Below are 1137 nucleotides of genomic sequence, written 5' to 3'. Positions count from 1 at the left end.
ATTCGGAGGAGCTAGCTATGCAGTCGATTTCGACAATCGGTCTCGATATCGCCAAGACGATAGTGATCCAGAAATCTTGGCGATGGCTTGCTTAGTCTCGGCGTTCATGGTGGGCGATAGAGAAAATGCGATGGAAATGGCTGACCGGGCGGTCACGCTCAACCCAAATTCATTTGGGACATGGAGCGCCAGAGGCTGGGTCTACATTGTAGCGGGGCTATGGGAGGAAGCGTTGCGGAGCTTTGAACGGGCCATGCGCGTGAGCCCAGTAGACCCGCTGCTGCATCGAGCGCTTGTTGGGATGGGGTATGCCCTTATCGAGCTTCGTCGCTTTGACGAGGCCATCGTCGCAGGGAAGAAAGCCCTTCGTCAGAATCCCTCGGCGCGAGGCTCTGCGAGAGCTTACCGCCTTCTCGCGGTCGCCTTCGCCCATCTCGGACGTGACGCTGAGTCGCGTGAGGCGGCGGCGCGCGTGTTGGAGCACGATCCCCCCTATACAATATCGGTGGGTTCTCGTGGCAGGCCCAAGCTGTCTACTGAGGGGCTTCGGAAAGCGGGCTTGCCAGAATGAGGCCGCGCTCGCTCGTGCAGACGATATGATCGAATGACCGCTTCTGGCCCAAATGCGAACTGCCGACCTCATCGGGCAATGTCCGAGTTCGAGGGCAAAGCGGAAAAAACTTGCGCGCACTCAGTTCGTCTCAGTTCGACCCATCTCTGACATCACCCATCTGGCACCCCAGCTAGGCGCATGCCCTCACAAAACCGCTCCTGCCCGACAAGGTATGTCGGATTGTCGCTTGGCTTGGCGGCACGCAAGCGGCGGATGGTAAAGCCCGGGTTGAGCGCAAGTCCCGTTCGCGCAGCCGCTCGCGCCTCGTCCAGCGCGCCGAGCAGGCCTAAGGCGGCGGCTAACGAAAAATGGGCTGGAGGGAAGTTGTGGTTGGTCTCAATGCTTCGTCGTAGCCATCCGACGGCTTCGGCATCCGCAGCGAGATGCATCTTGGCTGCGCCCACAAAATGCATCCACAGGCTGGCACCCATATCGCGAGGGGAGAGACGTAAAGCTTCGAGTACATGACCCTCGGTCTCGGCAGCGCGACCCATAAGCGCTTTAGCCCAACCAATAGCGCCGTG

1 protein-coding gene and 1 pseudogene are annotated in these 1137 nt (G+C 59.8%); one reads left to right on the top strand and one right to left on the bottom strand.

Annotated elements, in window-relative coordinates; genetic code table 11:
* On the top strand, positions 1-571 hold a 571-nt coding region (locus CQ12_RS15510), incomplete at its 5' end, for a tetratricopeptide repeat protein (protein ID WP_157088242.1).
* Between the two features lie 152 nt (positions 572-723).
* Here CQ12_RS15510 and CQ12_RS45685 read toward each other — a convergent pair.
* Positions 724-1137 (bottom strand): annotated as a pseudogene (locus CQ12_RS45685) (adenylate/guanylate cyclase domain-containing protein); the annotation flags it as partial.

It is taken from the genome of Bradyrhizobium jicamae (assembly GCF_001440395.1).
GTDB lineage: Bacteria > Pseudomonadota > Alphaproteobacteria > Rhizobiales > Xanthobacteraceae > Bradyrhizobium > Bradyrhizobium jicamae.
The sequence above is the reverse complement of the archived record's forward strand: the minus strand, read 5'-3'. Positions and strand labels throughout refer to the sequence as shown.